The organism is Streptomyces sp. NPDC005574, from assembly GCF_040605435.1.
GTDB lineage: Bacteria > Actinomycetota > Actinomycetes > Streptomycetales > Streptomycetaceae > Streptomyces.
In genome coordinates this window covers 18,651-39,751 of sequence record NZ_JBEXCW010000075.1, presented here as the reverse complement: position 1 = coordinate 39,751, position 21,101 = coordinate 18,651, and the positions used below count along the sequence as shown (strand labels likewise).

The 21,101-nt window shown below is 71.3% G+C and carries 16 protein-coding genes; 4 read left to right on the top strand and 12 right to left on the bottom strand.

The features are described 5' to 3' along the window. Nucleotides 1–419: 419 nt before the first annotated feature. The 3 genes from ABZT03_RS32845 (at nucleotide 420) to ABZT03_RS32835 (ending at nucleotide 6,431) form a co-directional block, all read left to right on the top strand. Entirely contained in the window at nucleotides 420–4,298 is a 3,879-nt protein-coding gene (locus tag ABZT03_RS32845; protein WP_356046182.1) for a glycoside hydrolase family 2 TIM barrel-domain containing protein, read from the top strand. Between the two features lie 159 nt (nucleotides 4,299–4,457). Further along, on the top strand, nucleotides 4,458–5,939 hold the full coding sequence (locus ABZT03_RS32840; protein ID WP_356046180.1) for an AlkA N-terminal domain-containing protein: 1,482 nt from the start codon (nucleotides 4,458–4,460) through the stop codon (nucleotides 5,937–5,939). 9 nt (nucleotides 5,940–5,948) lie between these two features. Further along, entirely contained in the window at nucleotides 5,949–6,431 is a 483-nt protein-coding gene (locus ABZT03_RS32835) for a methylated-DNA--[protein]-cysteine S-methyltransferase (RefSeq protein WP_356046178.1), read from the top strand. Nucleotides 6,432–6,455: 24 nt separating this feature from the next. Here the strand turns inward: ABZT03_RS32835 and ABZT03_RS32830 are convergent, their stop codons facing one another. From ABZT03_RS32830 to ABZT03_RS32820, 3 genes are all read right to left on the bottom strand, one after another. Continuing rightward, a complete protein-coding gene (locus ABZT03_RS32830) occupies nucleotides 6,456–7,181 on the bottom strand; it encodes a Sir2 family NAD-dependent protein deacetylase (RefSeq protein WP_356046176.1) in 726 nt (241 codons plus the stop codon). A 62-nt stretch (nucleotides 7,182–7,243) separates the two neighbouring features. Beyond that, nucleotides 7,244–7,717, bottom strand: a complete 474-nt coding sequence (locus ABZT03_RS32825; RefSeq protein WP_356046174.1) for a DUF6023 family protein — start codon at nucleotides 7,715–7,717, stop codon at nucleotides 7,244–7,246. Between the two features lie 143 nt (nucleotides 7,718–7,860). Beyond that, nucleotides 7,861–8,355, bottom strand: coding sequence for an NUDIX hydrolase (locus ABZT03_RS32820; protein WP_356046172.1), 495 nt, complete (start codon nucleotides 8,353–8,355; stop codon nucleotides 7,861–7,863). Nucleotides 8,356–8,578: 223 nt separating this feature from the next. On the opposite strand from ABZT03_RS32820, the gene ABZT03_RS32815 reads away from it, so the two are divergent. After that, nucleotides 8,579–9,730 (top strand): glycerate kinase, encoded by a 1,152-nt coding sequence (locus tag ABZT03_RS32815; protein ID WP_356046170.1) that lies wholly within the window; start codon nucleotides 8,579–8,581, stop codon nucleotides 9,728–9,730. An 83-nt stretch (nucleotides 9,731–9,813) separates the two neighbouring features. Here ABZT03_RS32815 and pssA read toward each other — a convergent pair whose 3' ends face one another. The 9 genes from pssA to ABZT03_RS32770 all read right to left on the bottom strand — a co-directional run bounded on the left by pssA (nucleotide 9,814) and on the right by ABZT03_RS32770 (nucleotide 20,838). Then, on the bottom strand, nucleotides 9,814–10,596 hold the full coding sequence (gene pssA, locus ABZT03_RS32810; protein ID WP_356046188.1) for a CDP-diacylglycerol--serine O-phosphatidyltransferase: 783 nt from the start codon (nucleotides 10,594–10,596) through the stop codon (nucleotides 9,814–9,816). A gap of 58 nt (nucleotides 10,597–10,654) precedes the next feature. Then, the gene (locus ABZT03_RS32805; RefSeq protein WP_356046169.1) at nucleotides 10,655–11,311 is read right to left on the bottom strand and encodes a phosphatidylserine decarboxylase; all 657 of its coding nucleotides are present in this window, start codon (nucleotides 11,309–11,311) and stop codon (nucleotides 10,655–10,657) included. Nucleotides 11,312–11,482: 171 nt separating this feature from the next. Further along, nucleotides 11,483–12,688 carry an acyl-CoA dehydrogenase family protein gene (locus tag ABZT03_RS32800; protein WP_356046167.1) on the bottom strand — a complete coding sequence of 402 codons (1,206 nt, stop codon included), beginning with the start codon at nucleotides 12,686–12,688 and terminating at the stop codon, nucleotides 11,483–11,485. Nucleotides 12,689–12,690: 2 nt separating this feature from the next. Beyond that, nucleotides 12,691–13,218 (bottom strand): MaoC family dehydratase, encoded by a 528-nt coding sequence (locus tag ABZT03_RS32795; protein WP_356046186.1) that lies wholly within the window; start codon nucleotides 13,216–13,218, stop codon nucleotides 12,691–12,693. Between the two features lie 2 nt (nucleotides 13,219–13,220). Further along, nucleotides 13,221–14,186, bottom strand: coding sequence for a CoA ester lyase (locus ABZT03_RS32790; RefSeq protein WP_356046165.1), 966 nt, complete (start codon nucleotides 14,184–14,186; stop codon nucleotides 13,221–13,223). Then, nucleotides 14,183–16,231, bottom strand: coding sequence for a protein meaA (locus tag ABZT03_RS32785; protein ID WP_356046163.1), 2,049 nt, complete (start codon nucleotides 16,229–16,231; stop codon nucleotides 14,183–14,185). The genes ABZT03_RS32790 and ABZT03_RS32785 overlap by 4 nt, the downstream gene beginning before the upstream one ends. A gap of 20 nt (nucleotides 16,232–16,251) precedes the next feature. Continuing rightward, nucleotides 16,252–17,589, bottom strand: coding sequence for a crotonyl-CoA carboxylase/reductase (gene ccrA / locus ABZT03_RS32780; protein WP_356046184.1), 1,338 nt, complete (start codon nucleotides 17,587–17,589; stop codon nucleotides 16,252–16,254). Nucleotides 17,590–18,041: 452 nt separating this feature from the next. Further along, the gene (locus ABZT03_RS32775) at nucleotides 18,042–18,869 is read right to left on the bottom strand and encodes a TetR family transcriptional regulator (protein ID WP_356046161.1); all 828 of its coding nucleotides are present in this window, start codon (nucleotides 18,867–18,869) and stop codon (nucleotides 18,042–18,044) included. A 163-nt stretch (nucleotides 18,870–19,032) separates the two neighbouring features. Next, nucleotides 19,033–20,838, bottom strand: coding sequence for a 3-hydroxyacyl-CoA dehydrogenase family protein (locus ABZT03_RS32770; protein WP_356046159.1), 1,806 nt, complete (start codon nucleotides 20,836–20,838; stop codon nucleotides 19,033–19,035). Between the last annotated feature and the right edge of the window lie 263 nt (nucleotides 20,839–21,101).

Sequence of the window (21,101 nt, the reverse complement as noted above, 5' to 3'; positions counted from 1 at the left end):
GGCGGGTGCCGCGGTGCCGGGACGGCGCTTCCATGCCGGGGGCCGTGCCGCCGGGCGACCGCTGCGGGGCGGGTGCCGCGGTGCCGGGACGGCGGTTCCATGCCGGGGGTCGCGTCGCCGGGACGGCGGTCGGTCCGAGGAGCCGTGGGGTGCACGCGTCCCCGGCCCGTGTCCTCGCCGACGCGTCCCCGGCCGGTGCCGTCGCCCCCGCGTCCGTCGCCCAGGAACCAACAAACAACGACAGGATCGTTGCCTCGGTTGTGTGCGGGTTCTAGGGTTCCTCTGGCTCAACCGTTCGCTTTGTCACCAGCAGTCTGTTTCCGGCTCCCCCGCAACTGCCGTATGCCAACAGCATCCGACACTTTCTGACGCTCCCTCGGTTCGCGCACCCCACTGTCGTCCAGAGGAAGGCCACGGTCATGCCGTACCCGCACGAGACCTCCGCCGTCAGCCGCCGCCGTCTCCTCGAAGGCGGGGCCGCCGCACTCGGGGCGCTCGCCCTGTCCGCCGCACCCGGCGCCGCCGCGCAGGCGGCCCCCTTCCGCGCGGCGGCGGACGGCACGCCGGAGTGGAACGGCGACATGGCCCTGTTCCAGGTGGGCACCGAGCGACCGCACACCACGCTGATGCCCTACGCGAACCTGGCGCAGGCGCTGGCCGGCGACCGCACCCGCTCGCCCTACCGGCTGAGCCTCGACGGCACCTGGCGCTTCGCCCACGTCGACCGCCCCGGCGACCGCGACACCGACTTCCACCGCACCGATCTCGACGACACGTCCTGGGACACCATCCCGGTCCCCTCGCCCTGGCAGCTGCACGGCTACGACCGCCCGATCTACGTCAACATCACCTACCCGTACTGGGGCCCCAACGGCCTCGGCGAGGAACCCCGGCCGCCGGCCGCGCCGACCCGCTTCAACCCGGTCGGGCAGTACCGCCGCAGCTTCACGGTGCCCCGCGGCTGGGCCGGGCGGCGCACCTTCCTGCACTTCGAGGGCGTCAAGTCGGCGCACTACGTGTGGATCAACGGCACGCTGGTGGGCTACCACGAGGACTCCTTCACCCCCGCCGAGTACGACATCACCCCGCATCTGCGGCCCGGCACCAACCAGATCGCGGTCGAGGTGTACCGCTACTCGGACGGCGACTGGCTGGAGGACCAGGACATGATCCGGCTGAGCGGCATCTTCCGCTCGGTCCACCTGTTCTCCACCCCGGCCGTCCACCTGCGCGACTTCAAGCTGGACACCCCGCTCGGCGACGACCACACGACCGCCGCACTGTCGGTCACCGCGAGCGTCCGCGACTACGGCGGGCAGGGCGCCGGCCGGCACACCGTGGAAACGCAGCTCTACGACGCCGACGGCCACCCGGTCTGGCCCCGGCCGCTCCAGCAGACCGTGGACCTCGGCCCCGGCGCCGAGACGACCGTGAGCGCGACGAGAGCCGTACCCTCCCCGCGGCTCTGGTCGGCCGAGCACCCGAACCTGTACACCGCCGTGCTGCGCCTGCGCGACCCGGCCGGGAAGGTCACCGAGACCCTCTCCCACCGCGTGGGCCTGCGCGAGTTCGCGCTCAAGGACGGTCTGATGCGGATCAACGGCCGGCCCGTCTCCATCCGGGGCACCAACCGGCACGAGATGCACCCCGAACGCGGCACCGCGCTCACCCGCGCCGACATGGTCGAGGACATCCGGATCATCAAGCGGATGAACATGAACTCCGTCCGCACCTCCCATTACCCCAACAACCCGCAGTGGCTCGAACTCGCCGACGAGTACGGGCTGTACCTCGTCGACGAGACCAACCTGGAGACTCACGGCATCCGCGGCGAGTACCCCGGCGACCACGCCGACTGGAGCGCGGCCTGCGTGGCCCGCGCGCAGAACATGGTGCACCGCGACAAGAACCACGCCTCGGTCGTCATCTGGTCGCTGGGCAACGAGGCCGGCGGCGGCAGCACCTTCGTCGCCATGCACGACTGGATCCGCTCCTACGACCCCACCCGCGTCATCCAGTACGAGGGCGACGACCGGCCCGCCGTCAGCGACATCCGCTCCGCGATGTACGAGACCCCCGCGCGTGTCGAGGCCCGCGCGAAGGACACGGCCGACACCCGGCCGTACGTCATGATCGAGTACTGCCACGCGATGGGGAACTCGAACGGCAACCTCAAGAAGTACTGGGACGTCGTCCGCGCTCACGACGTCCTCCAGGGCGGCTGGATCTGGGACTTCGTCGACCAGGGGCTGAGCCGGCCCACCCCGGCCCGCAAGCTGTTCACCGAGACCGGGCCCGGCTCCCTGCGCGGCGAACTCATGCCCGCCGGCGGCACCTTCGACCGCGCCGACGGGGTCTTTGGCGGCACGATCTTCGCCCGCGACGCCCGCCTGGACCTCACCGGGTCGCTGACCCTGGAGGCGTGGATCACCCCGCATGTGACGGGGTATCACCAGCCCGTGCTCGCCAAGGGCGACACCCAGTACGCCCTCAAACAGTCCGACGGGAACCTGGAGTTCCTCATCTACGGCGACGGCCAGTGGATCAGCGTGAGCTGGGCGCTGCCGGGCGACTGGACCGGCCGCGAGCACCACGTCGCGGGTGTCTTCGACGCGGACGCCGGCACCCTCACCCTGTACGCCGACGACGTGTCGCGTGCCACCCGCACCACCACCCGGCGGCCCAGCAGCACCACCGCCCCGCTCGCTCTCGCCACCGACGCCGACAACCCGACCCGGGAGTTCAGCGGCACCATCCGCCGGGCGCGCGTCTACGCCCGTGCCCTGAGCGCCGCCGAACTGGCCGCCGACGGCCGGGGACCCGGCGACGACGGCGTGCGGTTCTGGTTCGACGCCGCCACCGTCGGCTTCGAGGAGAAGCGCCCCCGGGAGAAGACCTTCCTCGCCTACGGCGGCGACTGGGGCGACAACCCCAACGACGGCAACTTCTGCGCGGACGGCATCGTCACCGCGGACCGCGCGCACACCGGCAAGGCCGCCGAGATCAAGCGCGTCTACCAGGCGATCAACGTCACCGGCAGCGCGAGCGCCATCACGCTCACCAACGAGTACCTGTTCACCAACCTGCGTGAGTTCGACGGGCGTTGGGAGCTGACGGCCGACGGACAGGTCGTCCGGCGGGGCCGGCTGACCCGCGACCAGCTGGACGTGGCGCCGCTGTCCGGCAAGAACATCACCGTCCCCGTGAAACCACCGAGCAAGCCGGCGCCGGGCGCGGAGTACTTCCTGCGGCTGTCCTTCACCACCAGGGAGCCCACGCCGTGGGCCGAGGCCGGCTTCGAGGTGGCGGCGCGGCAACTCCCCTTCGACGCGGGCAGCCCCGCCGTGACAGCCGTACCGCTGACGCGTGTTCCGGCGCTCGGGCACCGGGACGACGAGGACTCGGTCACCGTCACCGGCCACGACTTCTCCGTCACCGTCGACAAGCGCGCCGGGATCATCACCTCCTACGAGGCCGGCGGAGTCCGGTTGCTCACCTCCGGGCCCGCGCCGAACTTCTGGCGGGCGCCGACCGACAACGACCACGGCAACGGCCAGCACACCCGCAACCAGACCTGGCGCGACGCCGGCGCGAACCGCGAGGTGACCGGCGTCGGCGTGCGCGCCCTGCGGGACCGGGCCGTCGAGATCAAGGTGAGCGGCACACTGCCGACCACGGTCGAGTCGGCGTACACCACCACGTACACGGTCTTCGGCAACGGCGAGATCAAGATCGACCACACGCTGCACCCCGGCGCGGCGAGCCTGCCGTACATCCCCGAGGTCGGCAGCCTGCTGTTCCTGCCGGCCCGCCTCGACCGGCTGCACTACTACGGGCGCGGCCCCGAGGAGAACCACTGGGACCGCAACGACGGGACGGACGTGGGCCTCTACTCGGGCCCCGTCGCCGAGCAGGGGACGCCCTACATCCGCCCGCAGGAGAACGGCAACAGGACCGACGTCCGCTGGGCCGCGCTGACCGGCCGCGACGGCGCGGGGCTGCTCGTCTGCGGTGAGCCGCTGATCGAGGTCAACGCCTCCCACTTCACCCCGGAGGACCTCTCCGACGCGGCCCGCCACGACTACCAGCTCACCCCGCGCGACGCCGTCGTGCTGCGCCTGAACCACCGGCAGATGGGCGTGGGCGGCGACAACAGCTGGGGCGCTCACACCCACGACGAGTACAAGCTGTTCGCCGACCGCGACTACGCCTACACCTACCGCCTGCGCCCCCTGCCCGAAGTGGACCGGGCCCAGACCCTGTGGCACCACCCGACAGCGACGGAGCCCACGACCTGACCAGCCCGTCACCCCTGGGGTTCCTCCCGGCACGGGCGGGCTCCCGGACGCCTGCCGGGCGGTCCGCCCGGATGCCGGACCCCCGCCCGGCGCCGGCCGCCGCACGCTGATGTCGGATTTCCGCCAGCCCCGCCCCGCCCGGTGGCGGATCCTGGGCGTATGCAGAACGGGATGCACACCGACCGGGAGCGCTGTCTGCGCGCCGTCCAGTCCAAGGACGCGCGCTTCGACGGCTGGTTCTTCACCGCCGTCCTGACCACCCGCATCTACTGCCGGCCCAGCTGCCCGGTCGTACCGCCCAAGCCCGGTAACATGATCTTCCACCCGAGCGCGGCCGCCTGCCAGCAGGCCGGATTCCGCGCCTGCAAGCGCTGCCGGCCCGACGCCAGCCCAGGCTCCCCGGAGTGGAACCAGCGCGCCGACCTCGTCGCCCGGGCCATGCGGCTCATCGCCGACGGAGTCGTCGACCGCGAGGGCGTGCCCGGCCTCGCCGCCCGCCTCGGCTACAGCACCCGGCAGCTGGAACGCCAGCTGCCGGCCGAACTCGGCGCGGGACCGCTCGCCCTCGCCCGCGCCCAGCGCGCGCAGACCGCCAGAGTCCTCATCGAGACGACCCCGCTCCCGATGGCGGACATCGCCTTCGCCGCCGGGTTCTCCGCCGTCCGCACCTTCAACGACACCGTGCGCGAGGTCTTCGCGCTGTCCCCGAGCGACCTGCGCTCCCGGGCACCGGGAACGGCCGCCGGACACCCGCCCGGCGTCCTGTCCCTGCGCCTCCCCTTCCGCGCCCCCCTCAACCCCGACAACCTCTTCGGCCACCTCGCGGCGACCGCCGTCCCGGGCGTGGAGGAGTGGCGCGACGGCTCCTACCGGCGCACCCTCCGCCTGCCCTACGGCCACGGCATCGTGGCGCTCACCCCGCGCCCCGACCACATCGCCTGCCGTCTCACCCTCAGCGACCTGCGCGATCTGACCGTCGCCATCAGCCGCTGCCGCCGCATGCTCGACCTGGACGCCGACCCGGTCGCGGTCGACGACCAGCTGCGCGCGGACCCCGTCCTCGCGCCCCTGGTCGACAAGGCGCCCGGGCGGCGGGTTCCCCGCACGGTCGACGAGGCGGAGTTCGCCGTGCGCGCGGTCCTGGGCCAGCAGGTCTCCACGGCCGCCGCCCGCACCCACGCGGCCCGCCTGGTCACCGCCCACGGGGAGCCGGTGGAGGACCCCGAGGGCGGGCTCACCCACCTCTTCCCCTCACCCGATGCGCTCGCCGCGGTGGACCCCGAGACCCTGGCGATGCCCGCCACCCGCCGCACCACCTTCACCACGCTGGTCGCCGGGCTCGCCGGCGGAACGGTCAACCTGGGTCTGGAGAGCGACTGGGCGCAGACGCGTGACCGGCTGCTCGCGCTGCCCGGCTTCGGACCGTGGACCGTGGACGTCATCGCGATGCGCGCCCTCGGCGACCCCGACGCCTTCCTCCCCACCGACCTCGGGATCCGGCGCGCCGCCCGGGAACTGGGCCTGCCGTCGACCCCGGCGGCGCTCACGGCCCGCGCGGCGGCCTGGCGGCCCTGGCGCGCGTACGCCGTCCAGTACCTGTGGGCGACCGACAGCCACCCCATCAACTTCCTGCCCGTGTGAGGACGTTTCGTGAGACGGCACACCGTGATCGACAGCCCCTACGGCCCGCTGACACTCGTCGCCGAGGACGGCGCCCTGTGCGGCCTCTACATGACCGACCAGCGCCACCGCCCGGCGCAGGAGACCTTCGGCGACCGCGACGCCCAGCCCTTCGGCGAGGCCCGCGACCAGCTGAAGGCCTACTTCGCGGGCGAGTTGACGGAGTTCACCGTCGAACTGCGCCTGTCCGGCACCCCGTTCCAGCGCGAGGTCTGGCAGCAGCTGCGCCGCATCCCGTACGGCGAGACCCGCTCCTACGGCCAACTGGCCGACGCCCTCGGCAATCGAGGCGCCTCCCGTGCCGTGGGCCTCGCCAACGGCAAGAACCCGATCGGCATCATCGTGCCCTGCCACCGCGTCGTCGGCGCCGACGGCGGCCTCACCGGGTACGGCGGCGGCCTGGCACGCAAGCAGCGCCTCCTGGACCTGGAGCGCGGCAGCGCGCTGTTCTGATGCCGGGGCCGCCACGAAAGCCTCCTAGGCGGCGAGCCCGCTCAGCAGCTTCGGCAACGCGGTCCCGATCGGCTCCCGTACGACCTCGTCCGCCCGGTCGTCGTACGGGGTCGGCTCCGCGTTGACGACGATCAGCCGCGCTCCGTGATCGGCCGCCACACCGGCCAGCGCGGCGGCGGGCTGCACCTGGAGGGTGCTGCCCACGGCGATGAACACCTGGCACGCCTTGCTGATGGCGAGCGCGTCACCGAGGACCACCGGGTCGAGCGGCTCACCGAAGAAGACCGTCGCCGACTTCAGGATGCCGCCGCACGCCAGGCACGGCGGATCGTCCTCGCCGGCCTCGACACGGGCCAGCGCGTCCGTCATCGGGCCCCGCGCGTGGCACCGCGTGCACACGAACTTCCTTGCGGTGCCGTGCAGTTCGAGTACCTTGCGGGCCGGCATCCCGGCGAGCTGGTGCAGTCCGTCCACGTTCTGCGTGAGCACCCTGACCGGCACGCCGGACCTCTCCAGCTCGGCCACCGCCCGGTGCGCGGCGTTGGGCTCGGCGTTCAGGGCCGCGGTCGCCCGCCTCAGCTGCCACGACCGGCGCCGGATCTCCGGATCGTCCATGTAGTACTCGTAGGTCACGAGTTTCTCGGCCTCCGGATCCCGCCGCCACAGCCCGCCGGGTCCGCGGTAGTCGGGTATTCCGGAGTCTGTCGAGATTCCGGCGCCGCTCAGCAGGGCGACGAGGGGCCTGGTCATGGGCCGAGGGTAGGACGGCCGTCCGTCGTGGGCCAGTGGATATCCGACGCCGGCGCGTGCCGTCAGACCCTGTCGATCCGCCAGGCGACCATCCCCGTGGCGCCCGCTTCCGCCCTCACGTCGAGGTGCGGCGCGCCGGCCACGGGGAGCCGTGCGGAGACGACCGACCGGTCGCAGGGGACGGGACGCGTGGAGCCCGTGGCCGCCGGCGTCACGACCATCCGGACCGTCCCCGTCCCGGCGCACACCACCGTCACCTCGTAGGCGACGCCCCGCGTGAGGCCGGGGCGGCTGTGGATGCCGTCCGAGACGCGTTCCACCCCGGACTCGACCATCGGGCCGCCGTCAGCGGTGACGGCGTCGAGGGCGGCGGTGACCTGCGCGGTGAGCCTTCGCTCGGTCCGGACCGCGGTGCCGTGCGCGGTGGCCGCGGGGGAGGCGGCCCGGGTGGGAGCGGGCTCGGGCGCCTGCTCCGCCGAGCAGCCCGTCAGGACCAGGACCGACACCGCGGCGCAGGCCAGGAGCGGGCGCGGCACGCCGTGTCCGGGACCGGCCGAGCCGTCTCCCCGCCGCCGTCGGCGTCCCGCACTGTGCCGCACGCGCCCCGCCCCCCTGCGCGCCCGCCACGTCGTAGTCCCACGAACCCTAGTCCACGGGGTGCGGGCGCCGGACGGCGCCGTCAGGCCACCCGGTGGCCGTTCTCCAGCTCCGCCGTCCCCGTGCCCTCGGCCAGGACGTCGAGGGCGGCCAGCACGCGGTGGCCCAGGGCGCCGGGCAGGTACTCGCCGATCTCCTCGCGCGAAACGAGCCGCCAGGACAGCAGCTCCTCCTCCTGGAGCCGGATCGACTGGAAGTCGGCGTCGCCGAGGAGACCGCCGTCGTACAGGTACGCCACCAGAGGCGGCCGGGCCGCCCCGTGCACCCAGTCCACCGCGAGCAGCCGGCCGAGTTCCCGGTCCAGGCCGATCTCCTCGACGGTCTCGCGGCGCGCGCCCTGCCGAGGCGTCTCGCCCTCGTCGGACTCGATGGTGCCGCCCGGCAGTGCCCAGCCCTCGCGGTAGTTGGGCTCGACGAGCAGCACCCGGCCGCCGGCGTCCCGGAAGAGTACGGCCGCCCCGGCCAGAACCCGGGGGAGACCCGCGATGTACGTGGCGAAGTCTTCGGTGGTGGTCATTGAGGAAGCGTAACCAGCTCCCGCCCCCACCCCGGAGCCCACCGCACGCGCTCCGGACAGCCCGGGCCGGCGGCGAGCGGGGGAGCCGAGCGCGCACAGGTGGCTCCCCGCCGTGTTCCACGGGGCGGGCGGCGCATGACGGCGGTGGTGTCCGGCGGTTAAGGTCGCAGCGGCGCGACTGGTCCTGACGTGCGTGAGGACCCGGAGAGCAAGGGGATGCAAGGTGGCGGACGCTGGAGTGATCGGTGCCCACAGGGTGCTCATCGCCGCGGACAAGTTCAAGGGCTCGCTGACGGCCGTACAGGTCGCCGAGCGGGTGACGGCCGGGCTCCGCCGGGCCGCGCCCGGAGTGGCGGTCGAGGCGCTGCCGGTGGCCGACGGCGGCGACGGGACGGTGGACGCGGCGGTCGCGGCCGGTTTCGAGCGGCGCGAGGTACGGGTCGCGGGACCCCTCGGTCACGAGGTGACGGCCGCGTTCGCCCTGCGCGACGGTACGGCCGTCGTCGAGATGGCGGAGGCCAGCGGCCTCCAGCGGCTGCCCGCGGGCGTCTTCGCCCCGCTCACGGCGTCCACCTACGGCTCCGGCGAGCTGCTCCTGGCCGCGCTGGACGCGGGCGCCCGGACCATCGTGTTCGGTGTCGGCGGAAGCGCGACCACCGACGGCGGCGCCGGGATGCTGTCCGCGCTGGGCGCCCGGTTCCGGGACGCGGAGGGCGAACCGGTGACACCCGGCGGTGAGGGCCTCGCCGCCCTGGCCACCGCCGACCTGTCCGGCCTCGACCCGCGGCTCGCATCCGTCGAACTGGTCCTCGCGAGCGACGTCGACAACCCGCTGACCGGACCCAAGGGTGCCCCGGCGGTGTACGGCCCGCAGAAGGGCGCCTCGCCGGACGACGTGGCGGAGCTGGACGCGGCCCTCGCGCACTACGCGAAGGTGCTGGAGGAGACGGTCGGGCCGGCGGCCGCCGAGCACGCCGTCTCACCGGGCGCGGGCGCGGCGGGCGGCATCGGCTTCGGCGCCCTGCTGCTCGGTGCCCGTTTCCGCCCCGGCATCGAGGTCATGCTCGACGTCCTCGGGTTCGCGCCCGCCCTGGAACGGGCCACGCTGGTGATCACCGGCGAGGGTTCCCTGGACGAGCAGACGCTGCACGGCAAGGCACCCGCGGGTGTCGCCGCCGCGGCGCGGGCGGCCGGCAAGGAGGTCGTCGCGGTGTGCGGGCGGCTCGCCCTGCCGCCGGTGGAGCTGGGCCGGGCCGGCATCCGGCGGGCGTACCCGCTGACGGACGCGGAACCCGACCTCGCGAAGTGCGTCGCGGACGCCGGGCCGATCCTGGAGCGCGTCGCCGAGGCGATCGGGCGGGACTTCCTGCACTGAACCCGCCGCACAGCGGCGGAACGGGCGAAGGGCCCCGAGCGGGAAGCTCGGGGCCCTTCGCCCGTTCCGGTACGGCGAGCGCGCTACGGCAGTTGCGCCGTCCGCGCCTCACGCCGGTTGTCGCGGAAGTTGTTCACCCGGCGGGCCGTGGCGAACAGCGGGATGACCGCACCCATGACCAGCTGCAGCGCACAGCCCGTCTGGAGCAGCAGCTGACCGCTGGGGGCGTCGAACGCCCAGGCGGCGAGCAGACCCATCGAGAGCACGATCCAGGCCAGCATCGCGCCGGCGAGCCGGCCGCGCGGCTTCGGGTACTCGACCCGGCTCACCATCAGCCAGGCCGTGCCCAGGATCGCCATGAGCGTCGCCACGAAGGGCAGCTCCAGGAGCACGATCGAGACCACGGTCAGCGCGCCGAACGGCGACGGCATGCCCTGGAAGGTGCCGTCCTTCACGGTGACGCACGAGAAACGCGCAAGCCGCAGCACGACGGCCAGGAGCACCACGATTGCCCCCACCGCCGCCACCCGCTGGTGCGCGTCGTCGGCGACCATGCCGTAGACGAGGACGAAGTACGCCGGGGCCAGACCGAAGCTGATCAGGTCCGAGAGGTTGTCCAGCTCCGCGCCCATCGGGGACGAGCGCAGCTTGCGGGCCACGAGTCCGTCGAAGAGGTCGAAGACGGCCGCGCACAGCATCAGGATCACGGCGGTGGCCGCGCTGTGGCGGGCCATGCCGGACTCCTGGCTGCCCGTGAGGTGCGGGATCAGGATGCCGGTGGTGGTGAAGTACACCGCCATGAACCCGCAGGTGGCGTTACCGAGGGTGAGGGTGTCCGCTATCGAGAGGCGGAGAGAGAGGGGCATCTCCTCCTCGTCGTCCACCTCGTCGGCCTCTGGTACCCAGCCCGCCTGGGCTTCCGGATCAATCACGGTCAATGCGAGTCACCCCAGCCACGGTCTTCTGACCGACCTCGACCGCGACCTCCACGCCCTCGGGCAGGTACACGTCGACGCGCGAGCCGAAGCGGATCAGTCCGATCCGGTCGCCCTGCTCGACCTTGGTGCCCTGGGGCACGTACGGGACGATGCGGCGAGCGACCGCACCGGCGATCTGGATCATCTCGATGTCGCCGAGTTCGGTGTCGAAGTGCCAGACTACGCGCTCGTTGTTCTCGCTCTCCTTGTTGAACGCCGGGACGTATCCGCCGGGGATGTGCTCGACCGACGTCACCGTGCCGGACAGCGGCGCCCGGTTGACGTGGACGTTGAGCGGGCTCATGAAGATCGCGACGCGGGTGCGTCCGTCCTTCCACGGCATGATGCTCTGCACCACACCGTCGGCGGGCGAGATGACCCGGCCCTGGGTGATCTCGCGCTCGGGGTCGCGGAAGAACCACAGCATGCCCGCCGCGAGCGCGGTGGCGGGCACGGCGACGGCCTTGGCGGCGCCGGAGCGGCGCGCCCGGACCAGGCTGAGGGCTGCGGTGGCGACGGTCGGGAGAAGCCACGGCGATGCTCCGCGCGCCAGGCGTACGCCTGCCAGGCTGTCGCGAGGTGCAGAGGTTTGGCTGTGGGGCATGGATGACCTTCGTAGCGGATGATGCCGCGCTTCAGGAGGGGGACGGCGGCTTTCCCGGGATCGTACCGGTCGCGGCCCGCAACTGGGCAAGCCAGGCAGCCGAGTCGGCGGCGGAACAGTGTTGACGGGGTGTGATCTTCTTCTCCAAGAAAACACCCCGAACCGGGATGTTCAGCCCTGGAGCCGATACTCTTCGAGCAGCCTGCGGCCGATGATCATCTTCTGGATCTCGGCAGTACCTTCGCCGATCAGCAGCATCGGCGCCTCACGGTAGAGGCGCTCGATCTCGTACTCCTTGGAGAAGCCGTAGCCGCCGTGGATCCGGAAGGCGTCCTCCACGACCTCCTTGCAGTACTCGGAGGCGAGGTACTTCGCCATCCCTGCCTCAAGGTCGTTTCGTTCGCCGGAGTCCTTTTTGCGTGCCGCGTTCACCATCATGGCATGGGCGGCCTCGACCTTGGTAGCCATCTCGGCCAGCTTGAACTGAATGGCCTGGTGCTGGGCGATCGCCTTGCCGAAGGTGTGGCGCTGCTGGGCGTAGGAGACGCCGAGTTCGAAGGCACGCTGAGCGACGCCGCAGCCACGGGCCGCCACGTTGACCCGGCCAACCTCGACGCCGTCCATCATTTGGTAAAAACCGCGGCCGGTGGTCCCGCCGAGCACCCGATCGGCCGGTACGCGCAGACCGTCCATGATCAACTCGGTGGTGTCGACGCCCTTGTAGCCCATCTTGTCGATCTTCCCGGGGATGGTGAGGCCGGGGCGGACCTCTCCGAAGCCGGGCTCCTTCTCGACCAGGAAGGTCGTCATCGACTTGTGGGGCGCGCTGCCCTCGGGGTGTCCTTCGTCACTTCGGACGAGAACGGCGACCAGGCTTGACGTCCCGCCGTTCGTCAGCCACATCTTCTGACCGTTCAGGACGTACTCGTCGCCGTCCCTGACCGCCTTCGACGTGATCGCGGACACGTCCGAACCGAGCGCCGGCTCCGACATGGAGAAGGCGCCGCGGATGTCGCCCGCCGCCATCCTCGGCAGGAAGGTGTCCTTCTGCTCCTGCGTGCCGTGCTGCTTGAGCATGTACGCCACGATGAAGTGGGTGTTGATGATGCCGGACACCGACATCCAGCCGCGGGCGATCTCCTCCACGCACAGCGCGTACGTGAGGAGCGACTCACCCAGACCCCCGTACTCCTCGGGGATCATCAGGCCGAACAGGCCCAGCTCCCGCAGGCCGTCGACGATCGCCTGGGGGTACTCGTCGCGGTGCTCCAGCTCGGTCGCGACCGGAATGATCTCCTTGTCCACGAAGTCGCGGACGGTGGACAGGATCTCCTGCTGGACGTCGGTCAGACCGGCGGTCTGGGCGAGTCGCGCCATGGCTACTTCTCCGTGTTCTTTTCCGCGGGGGCGGACAGCTCAGGGCGGCCGGGCTGCTCGCCGCCGCGCTCCTTGATGTACGTCTCGGTCGGCACCATCACCTTGCGGCGGAACACGCACACCAGCGTGCCGTCCTGCTTGTAGCCCTTGGTCTCGACGTGGACGATGCCGCGGTCGTTCTTCGACTTCGAGGGCCACTTGTCGAGCACGGTCGTCTGGCCGTAGATCGTGTCGCCGTGGAAGGTCGGCGCCACGTGCTTGAGCGACTCGATCTCCAGGTTGGCGATCGCCTTGCCCGAGACGTCCGGCACGGACATGCCGAGCAGCAGCGAGTAGATGTAGTTGCCGACCACGACGTTCTTGCCGAAGTCGGTCGTCTTCTCGGCGTAGTTGCTGTCCATGTGGAGCGGATGGTGGTTCATCGTGAGGAGGCAGAACAGGTGGTCGTCGTACTCCGTGACCGTCTTGCCGGGCCAGTGCTTGTACGTCGCCCCGACCTCGAACTCCTCGTAGGTGCGCCCGAACTGCATGCTCACGCCTCCGGAATCTCGAACGTGCCGGTGCGCTGCATTCCGGCGGCGCGCCCCTTGCCGGAGATGACCAGGGCCATCTTGCGGCTGGCCTCGTCGATCATCTCGTCGCCGAGCATCGCCGAGCCCTTCTTGCCGCCGGCCTCGGACGTGTAGTAGTCGTACGCGTCGAGGATCAGCTCGGCGTGGTCGTAGTCCTCCTGCGACGGCGAGAAGATCTCGTTGGATGCCTCCACCTGGCCGGGGTGCAGCACCCACTTGCCGTCGAAGCCGAGGGCCGCGGCGCGGCCGGCGACCTCGCGGTACCCCTCGACGTTGCGGATCTGCAGGTAGGGGCCGTCGATCGCCTGGAGGTTGTTGGCGCGGGCGGCCATCAGGATCTTCATCAGGATGTAGTGGTAGGCGTCCGCCGGGTAGCCGGGCGGCTGCTCGCCCACGACCAGCGACTTCATGTTGATCGACGCCATGAAGTCGGCCGGGCCGAAGATGATCGTCTCGACGCGCGGGGAGGCCTGCGCGATCGCGTTGACGTTGTTGAGGCCCTGCGCGTTCTCGATCTGCGCCTCGATGCCGATCTTGCCGACCTCGAAGCCCATGGTCTTCTCGATCTGCGTCAGCAGCAGGTCGAGCGCCACGATCTGCTGGGCGTCCTGCACCTTCGGCAGCATGATGCAGTCGAGGTTGGGGCCCGCGCCCTCGACGACCGTGACGACGTCGCGGTAGGTCCACTCGGTCGTCCAGTCGTTGACGCGCACGACCCGCGTCTTGCCCGTCCAGTCGCCCTCGTTGAGGAACTTGACGATGGTGTGCCGCGCGTCGGGCTTGGCCAGCGGCGCGCACGCGTCCTCCAGGTCGAGGAAGACCTGGTCGGCGGGGAGGCCCTGGGCCTTCTCCAGGAAGCGGGGGTTGCTCCCGGGGACCGCGAGACAGGAGCGTCGCGGGCGCAGACGGTTGACGGGCGTGGTCATGCGGGGACCTCCAGGGGGTCGAGCTTGTTCGCTTTCCGGATCTCGTCGACGATGCGGCCGATGATTCCGGTGATGTCGAAGTCCTTCGGGGTGAAGACCGCGGCCACTCCGGCAGCTCTCAGCTGTTCGGCGTCACCATTCGGGATGATGCCACCAGCGATCACCGGAATGTCTGTGGCACCCGCCACACGGAGCCGCTCCAGGACGTCCGGCACCAGTTGCGCGTGCGATCCGGAGAGGATGGACAGGCCGACCGCGTGCACGTCCTCGTCGACGGCCGCGTCCACGATCTGCTCCGGCGTCAGCCTGATCCCCTGGTACACCACCTCGAACCCGGCGTCGCGGGCCCGCACGGCGATCTGCTCGGCGCCGTTGGAGTGCCCGTCCAGGCCGGGCTTTCCGACCAGGAAGCGGAGCTTGCCGACGCCGAGGTCGGCCGCCGTCAGGTTCACCTTGCGGCGCACCTCCGACAGGGCGGAGCCCGCCTCGGCGGGGATCGCCACCGGAGCGGAGGACACCCCGGTCGGCGCCCGGAACTCGCCGAACACCTCGCGCAGCGCGCCGGCCCACTCGCCGGTCGTGACGCCGGCGCGGGCGCACTCCAGGGTGGCCTCCATGAGGTTGGCGGTGCCCTTGGCGGCCTCCTTCAGCTTCTCCAGCGCCTTGCACGGGCGGGGATGGTTGAAGGGAGGCTGGTAGCGGGTGTCGCGCCAGTTCTGCAGCGAGGCGACCACCCGGGCCTCGACGGCCGGGTCGACCGTCTGGATCGCCGTGTCCAGGTCGGCGGTGAGCGGGTTGGGCTCGGTCGTCTCGAAGATGTTGACGCCGACGATCTTCTCCTGGCCGGACTCGATCCGCGCCCGGCGCTCCGCGTGCGAGGAGACGAGCTGCGACTTGAGGTAGCCGGACTCGACGGCGGCCATCGCGCCGCCCATCTCCTCGATCCGCGCCATCTCCGCGAAGGACTCCTCGACCAGCGCCTCGACCTTGCTCTCGATCACCTTCGAGCCCTCGAAGATGTCCTCGTACTCCAGCAGGTCGCTCTCGTAGGCGAGCACCTGCTGCATGCGCAGGGACCACTGCTGGTCCCAGGGGCGGGGCAGACCGAGGGCCTCGTTCCAGGCGGGCAGCTGCACGGCGCGGGCGCGGGCGTCCTTGGAGAGGGTCACGGCCAGCATCTCCAGCACGATCCGCTGGACGTTGTTCTCCGGCTGCGCCTCGGTCAGACCGAGGGAGTTGACCTGCACGCCGTAGCGGAAGCGGCGCTGCTTGGGGCTCTCGATGCCGTAGCGCTCGCGGGTGACCTGGTCCCAGATGCGGCCGAACGCACGCATCTTGCACATCTCCTCGACGAAGCGGACGCCCGCGTTCACGAAGAAGGAGATCCGGGCGACGACGTCACCCATGCGCTCCTGCGGCACCTGGCCGCTGTCGCGCACCGCGTCCAGCACGGCGATCGCCGTCGACATCGCGTACGCGATCTCCTGGACCGGCGTGGCGCCCGCCTCCTGCAGGTGGTAGCTGCAGATGTTGATCGGGTTCCACTTCGGCATGTGGGAGACCGTGTACGCGATCATGTCGGTCGTCAGCCGGAGCGAGGGCACCGGCGGGAACACGTGTGTGCCCCGCGACAGGTACTCCTTCACGATGTCGTTCTGGGTCGTGCCCTGGAGCCGGGTGATGTCCGCGCCCTGCTCCTCCGCGACGACCTGGTAGAGCGCCAGCAGCCACATGGCGGTGGCGTTGATGGTCATCGAGGTGTTCATCTGCTCCAGGGGGATGTCCTGGAACAGCCGGCGCATGTCACCGAGATGGGCCACCGGCACACCGACCCGGCCGACCTCGCCGCGGGCGAGGACGTGGTCGGAGTCGTAGCCGGTCTGCGTCGGCAGGTCGAACGCGACCGACAGGCCGGTCTGGCCCTTGGCGAGGTTGCGCCGGTACAACTCGTTGGACGCCTCGGCCGTGGAGTGACCGGCGTACGTGCGCATGAGCCACGGCCGGTCCCGCTCGGTGCGCACCTGCTGCGTCTGGCGCTCAGTCATCTCGTGAACCTCCGCTTTCCTCAGACGTTCCGGAAGCGGTTGATGGCGTCGACGTGCCGGGCGCGCTTCTCCGCGTCGCGCACGCCCAGGCCCTCCTCGGGGGCCAGGCACAGCACGCCGACCTTGCCCTGGTGGAGGTTGCGGTGCACGTCGTAGGCCGCCTGGCCGGTGTCCTCCAGGGAGTACACCTTGGAGAGCGTCGGGTGGATCTTGCCCTTGGCGACCAGCCGGTTGGCCTCCCAGGCCTCGCGGTAGTTGGCGAAGTGCGAGCCGATGATGCGCTTCAGGGACATCCACAGGTAGCGGTTGTCGTACTCGTGCATGTAGCCCGAGGTCGACGCGCAGGTGGTGATGGTGCCGCCCTTGCGGGTGACGTAGACGCTCGCGCCGAAGGTCTCGCGGCCCGGGTGCTCGAAGACGATGTCGATGTCCTCGCCCCCGGTGAACTCGCGGATGCGCTTGCCGAAGCGCTTCCACTCCCTGGGGTCCTGGGTGTTCTCGTCCTTCCAGAACTTGTAGCCCTCGGCGTTGCGGTCGATGATCGCCTCGGCGCCCATCGCGCGGCAGATCTCCGCCTTCTGCGGACTGGAGACGACGCAGATCGGGTTGGCGCCGCCGGCCAGCGCGAACTGCGTGGCGTAGGAGCCGAGTCCGCCGCTGGCGCCCCAGATCAGGACGTTGTCGCCCTGCTTCATGCCGGCGCCGTTGCGGGACACCAGCTGCCGGTAGGCGGTGGAGTTGACCAGGCCCGGGGCGGCGGCCTCCTCCCAGCTGAGGTGGTCCGGCTTGGGCATCAGCTGGTTGGACTTGACGAGCGCGATCTCCGCGAGCCCGCCGAAGTTGGTCTCGAAGCCCCAGATGCGCTGCTCGGGGTCGAGCATGGTGTCGTTGTGGCCGTCCGAGGACTCCAGCTCCACGGACAGGCAGTGGGCGACGACCTCGTCCCCGGGCTTCCAGGCGTTCACGCCCGGCCCGGTGCGCAGGACCACGCCCGCGAGGTCGGAACCGATGATGTGGTACGGCAGGTCGTGCCGCTTGCTGAGCTCGCTGAGCCGGCCGTAGCGCTCCAGGAAGGAGAACGTCGACACCGGCTCGAAGATCGAGGTCCACACCGAGTTGTAGTTGACCGAGGAGGCCATCACGGCCACCAGGGCCTCGCCCGGGCCCAGTTCGGGCAGGGCCACCTCGTCCAGGTGGATCGACTTGCGCGGGTCCTTGTCGCGGGTCTCCAGACCCGTGAACATCTCCGCCTCGTCCTTGTGCACGGTGATCGCGCGGTACGACTCGGGGAGCGGCAGAGCGGCGAAGTCGGCCGGAGTCGATTCCGGCGACTGGATCGCGTCCAGGATGTCCTTCACGGTCACGGTATTGCCTCCGGCGGTGAGCGCCCTGAGGGAGGGGCGCTGAGGGTTACGTCGGTGCTTGCTGCTGAGGGTGGGTGGAACGGTGCCGTCGGTTCGGCGAGGGTTTTTCGGCAGCGCGTGGTGGCGCGGGAGGGTGCCTGTGACGCAGGCGTCCGGGCGCGCGAACCGGGAATCCCCCCGAGGCCGTTCGGGCACGGGCGGAGGTTGGCGGGGACAGCCGGCGTACGCATGGTCTCTGCACGCCGGCCGCCCGGACTCCTTCAACGTATGACACCGCGTGTCACCTCGCAAGGCACTGAGTGCCAGAACTTGCTCTCAGGTGAAATCTTTACGTAACAAATGAGCGATGATCGATCGAACGGGGCGTGAAAGGCGCCTGAAAAGGTGCCCTGACATGGCAAAACGGCCACCCCGAAGGGTGGCCGTCGTCACAGGATCGCGCGGGATCAGCGATCCCTCAGCGCCTCCTCGATGGTCCGCATGACCTGGTCCAGCGGGGCGTCGGTGCGCGCCACCGTCACCAGCACCTCACCGTGGGTGGACACCGTCGCGGCCGCCGGCTGCGCGCCCGGACCGCGCCCGGCGCCGATGCCCGTGCCGAACGTCTTGCGCACGATCCCGAAGGCGTGGTCCAGCTGCGCCTCCACGTCCCCCTGGCCGCCCGCCCGCAGCCAGCGCCGCAGGACGTGGTTGTGGGCGGTGACCACGGCGGACGCGGCGACCTCGGCGAGCAGCGGGTCGTCGTTGGCGTCGTCGTCGTGGGCGTGCTCGTCGAAGTGCCCGAGGAGGTAGCGGGTGAACAGCCGCTCGTAACGGGCGACCGACGCGATCTCCGCCTCCCGCAGGGTGGGCACCTCACGCGTGAGCTTGTAGCGGGCCACCGAGATCTCCGGCCGCCCCGCGTACATGCGCATGACCTCCTTGATGCCGCGGCACACCGTGTCCAGCGGGTGCTCGTGCGCGGGAGCCGCGTTGAGCACGGCCTCGGCCCGGATCAGGGTGTCGTCGTGGTCGGGGAAGATCGCCTCTTCCTTGGAGCGGAAGTGGCGGAAGAACGTGCGCCGGGCCACCCCGGCCGCGGCCGCGATCTCGTCGACGGTGGTCGCCTCGTACCCCTTGGTCGCGAACAGCTCCATCGCGGCGGCCGCCAGCTCGCGGCGCATCTTGAGCCGCTGGGCGGCGGCGCGGCTGCCCGCGGCACTTTCCGGGGCGTCGGGCGCGGCTGGCGTACGTGAGGACTTGGCGGCCTGGGGCATGACCTGAACGTACTGCATGTGTGCGGGCGGAAGCGCACGACCGGGACTTCCCCCACCCCGCACGGGCGGGGGAGTGCCGGGCACCGGGAACGGGGCGGGCCTGCCCGGGTCGAGCAGCCCGCCCCAGTCCTCGTTCGCCCCGAACCGGTCGCCGTCGCCCGCGAACCGGTCGCCCGGTCGCTCAGCGGCGGGCATATTCGCGGAAGCCGCGGCCCGTCTTGCGGCCGAGGCAGCCGGCGGCCACCAGGTGCTCGAGGAGCGGGGCCGGGGCCAGACCCGGGTCGCGGAACTCGCGGTGCAGCACCTTCTCGATGGCCAGGGAGACGTCGAGACCGACCACGTCCAGCAGTTCGAAGGGCCCCATCGGGTAGCCGCCGCCCAGCTTCATCGCCGCGTCGATGTCGTCGAGGGACGCGTAGTGCTCCTGCACCATCTTGATCGCGTTGTTGAGGTACGGGAACAGCAGGGCGTTCACGATGAAGCCGGCCCGGTCACCGCAGTCCACGGCGTGCTTCCTGATCCTGGCGCAGACCTCACGCACGGTCGCGTGCACGTCGTCGGCGGTCAGGACCGTGCGGACGACCTCGACCAGCTTCATCGCGGGCGCCGGGTTGAAGAAGTGCATGCCGATCACGTCCTGCGGACGCGAGGTGGCCCGGGCGCACGCCACGACCGGCAGCGAGGAGGTCGTGGTCGCCAGCACCGCGCCCGGCTTGCAGACCTTGTCCAGCGTCGCGAAGAGCTGCTGCTTGACCTCCAGGTCCTCGGCGACCGCCTCCACCGCCAGGTCGACGTCGGCGAAGGCGTCGTAGGAACCGGCCGGAGTGATCCGCTCCAGGGTCTCGGCGGCGGCCTCGGCGGTCAGCCGGCCCTTGTCGACGGAACGCGCCAGCGACTTGCCGATCCGGGCCTTGGCGACCTGGGCCTTCTCCTCGCTGCGGGCGGCCAGGACGACCTCGTAGCCGGCCTTGGCGAAGACCTCGGCGATACCGGAGGCCATGGTGCCCGAGCCCGCGACACCGACGGAGCGGACCGGCCGGCCGGTCGCCCCGGCGCCCGTCGCGGCCGGCGTCAGGCCGTCCGCGACGACCGTCGCGCCGCCGGGAGTCTCGTAGGTGTAGAACCCGCGCCCCGACTTGCGGCCGGTGAGCCCGGCCTCGCTGAGCTGCTTGAGGATCGGGGCGGGGGCGTGCAGACGGTCCTGGGACTCGGCGTACATGGCCTCCAGGACCGTGCGCGCGGTGTCCACGCCGATCAGGTCCAGCAGAGCCAGCGGACCCATCGGCAGCCCGCAGCCGAGCCGCATCGCGGCGTCGATGTCCTCGCGGGAGGCGTACTTCGCCTCGTACATGGCGGCGGCCTGGTTGAGGTAGCCGAACAGCAGGCCGTCCGCGACGAAGCCCGGACGGTCACCGACCGCCACCGGCTCCTTGCCGAGCTCCAGCGCCAGGTCCGTGACCGCGGCGACCGCCGCGGGCGCGGTCAGCACCGACGACACCACCTCGACCAGCTTCATCGCCGGCGCCGGATTGAAGAAGTGCAGCCCGAGCACGCGCTCCGGACGGGCCGAGTCGGCGGCCAGACGCGTGACGGACAGGGCGTTGGTGCCGGTCGCCAGGATCGTCTCGGGCCGCACGATGCCGTCGAGCGCACGGAAGATCTGGTGCTTGATCTCGTACGACTCCGGGACCACCTCGATCACCAGGTCGGCGTCGGCCGCGGCCCGCAGGTCGGTGGACGTGCTGACCCGGGCGAGGGCGTCGGTGCGCTCCCGCTCGGTCAGCCGGCCGCGCTCCACGGCGCGGGCGGTCGCGGTCTCCAGCGCGGCGAGGGCCTTCGCGGCCGCGGCCTCGCTGAGGTCGATGCCGACGACCGTGCGGCCGGCCTTCGCCAGGACCTCGGCGATACCGGTGCCCATGGTGCCGAGGCCGACGACGGCCACGGTCGTGAGCGGGGACAGAGGGGTGTCGGACAGGGGAGCGGCCATCGCGGGACTCCAGGAATGAGGGGTGACGACTGGAAGCGCGCCCGGGTGCGCCGTGGGGCGCACCGGGTGCGAGAAGGAGTGCGGGTGTTTCCGGGCTGCGAGCGCACACGCCCGGTGCCGTGGTCCTGGGCGTGCACACGCCCGGAGAACGGCAGGAAGCCGACCGGCCCTGTCCCGAGCCGGGTCGTACCGCGGTACGTGAAGTACCGAACCGACCAGCACTCGCGATGGCTGCGTCACCAGGCCACCGCAAGCAGATGCGA

Bases quoted from the DNA above. Each gene is read 5' to 3' on its own strand.
- ABZT03_RS32845 (WP_356046182.1), top strand. From the start codon at position 420: ATGCCGTACCCGCACGAGACCTCCGCCGTCAGCCGCCGCCGTCTCCTC.
- ABZT03_RS32840 (WP_356046180.1), top strand. From the start codon at position 4,458: ATGCAGAACGGGATGCACACCGACCGGGAGCGCTGTCTGCGCGCCGTC.
- ABZT03_RS32830 (WP_356046176.1), bottom strand. From the start codon at position 7,181: ATGACCAGGCCCCTCGTCGCCCTGCTGAGCGGCGCCGGAATCTCGACA.
- ABZT03_RS32820 (WP_356046172.1), bottom strand. From the start codon at position 8,355: ATGACCACCACCGAAGACTTCGCCACGTACATCGCGGGTCTCCCCCGG.
- pssA (WP_356046188.1), bottom strand. From the start codon at position 10,596: ATGCCCCTCTCTCTCCGCCTCTCGATAGCGGACACCCTCACCCTCGGT.
- ABZT03_RS32805 (WP_356046169.1), bottom strand. From the start codon at position 11,311: ATGCCCCACAGCCAAACCTCTGCACCTCGCGACAGCCTGGCAGGCGTA.
- ABZT03_RS32800 (WP_356046167.1), bottom strand. From the start codon at position 12,688: ATGGCGCGACTCGCCCAGACCGCCGGTCTGACCGACGTCCAGCAGGAG.
- ABZT03_RS32795 (WP_356046186.1), bottom strand. From the start codon at position 13,218: ATGCAGTTCGGGCGCACCTACGAGGAGTTCGAGGTCGGGGCGACGTAC.
- ABZT03_RS32790 (WP_356046165.1), bottom strand. From the start codon at position 14,186: ATGACCACGCCCGTCAACCGTCTGCGCCCGCGACGCTCCTGTCTCGCG.
- ABZT03_RS32785 (WP_356046163.1), bottom strand. From the start codon at position 16,231: ATGACTGAGCGCCAGACGCAGCAGGTGCGCACCGAGCGGGACCGGCCG.
- ABZT03_RS32775 (WP_356046161.1), bottom strand. From the start codon at position 18,869: ATGCAGTACGTTCAGGTCATGCCCCAGGCCGCCAAGTCCTCACGTACG.
- ABZT03_RS32770 (WP_356046159.1), bottom strand. From the start codon at position 20,838: ATGGCCGCTCCCCTGTCCGACACCCCTCTGTCCCCGCTCACGACCGTG.